A 1,310-nucleotide genomic window follows, 5' to 3' on the forward strand; every position below is an offset into this window, starting at 1 on the left:
CGGACTGGTTAATCTCTTGCATCAGCGGAGCGTGATCACGGTCGACGTAAGCCAGCAGAGCGGCTTCGAAGCTACCGATTTTCGCCAGTTCTACATCAGCCAGGTAACCACGTTCTGCTGCGAACAGAACCAGAGACTGCTGCGCAACGGACATCGGCGCATACTGTTTCTGTTTCAGCAGTTCGGTCACTTTCTGACCGTGGTCCAGCTGTTTGCGCGTTGCATCGTCAAGGTCGGATGCAAACTGGGAGAACGCTGCCAGTTCACGATACTGCGCCAGTGCGGTACGGATACCACCGGACAGTTTCTTCATGATCTTGGTCTGCGCTGCACCACCAACACGGGATACGGAGATACCCGGGTTAACCGCAGGACGAATACCGGCGTTGAACAGGTTGGTTTCCAGGAAGATCTGACCATCGGTAATGGAGATTACGTTGGTCGGAACGAATGCGGAAACGTCACCCGCCTGCGTTTCGATAATCGGCAGTGCGGTCAGAGAACCGGTTTTCCCTTTCACTTCACCTTTGGTGAAAGCTTCAACGTATTCGGCGTTAACACGCGCAGCACGCTCCAGCAGACGAGAGTGGAGGTAGAATACGTCGCCCGGGAAGGCTTCACGTCCTGGCGGACGACGGAGCAGCAGGGAGATCTGACGATAAGCAACAGCCTGTTTAGACAGGTCATCGTAAATGATCAGCGCATCTTCACCGCGGTCGCGGAAGTATTCGCCCATTGCGCAACCCGCGTATGGCGCCAGGTATTGCAGTGCAGCAGATTCGGATGCAGTCGCTACCACCACAATGGTGTTAGCCAGCGCGCCGTGCTCTTCCAGTTTACGCACCACGTTAGAGATGGTGGACGCTTTCTGGCCGATAGCAACATAGACGCACTTGATACCGGAATCACGCTGGTTGATGATGGCATCGATAGCCAGCGCAGTTTTACCGGTCTGACGGTCGCCGATGATCAGTTCACGCTGACCACGACCGATTGGGATCATGGCGTCAACGGATTTATAACCGGTCTGTACCGGCTGATCGACGGACTGACGTTCGATGACGCCCGGTGCGATCGCTTCTACGGCGGAGAAACCGTCGTTTTCCAGCGGACCTTTACCATCAATTGGCGCGCCCAGAGTGTTAACCACACGGCCCAGCAGGCCACGGCCAACCGGAACTTCCAGGATACGGCCAGTACATTTAACCTTCATGCCTTCGGCGAGGTCAGCATACGGACCCATCACCACGGCACCAACGGAGTCGCGCTCCAGGTTCAATGCGATAGCGTAACGGTTACCCGGCAGGGAG

The 1,310-nt window shown here is 56.1% G+C and carries 1 protein-coding gene; it reads right to left on the minus strand.

The window, feature by feature from the left end; genetic code table 11:
- On the minus strand, window positions 1-1,310 hold a 1,310-nt coding region (atpA, locus tag AACG97_RS00195), incomplete at both ends, for a F0F1 ATP synthase subunit alpha (protein WP_338463227.1).

The organism is Pseudomonas sp. Nvir, assembly GCF_963778085.1.
Classification (GTDB): domain Bacteria; phylum Pseudomonadota; class Gammaproteobacteria; order Pseudomonadales; family Pseudomonadaceae; genus Aquipseudomonas; species Aquipseudomonas juntendi.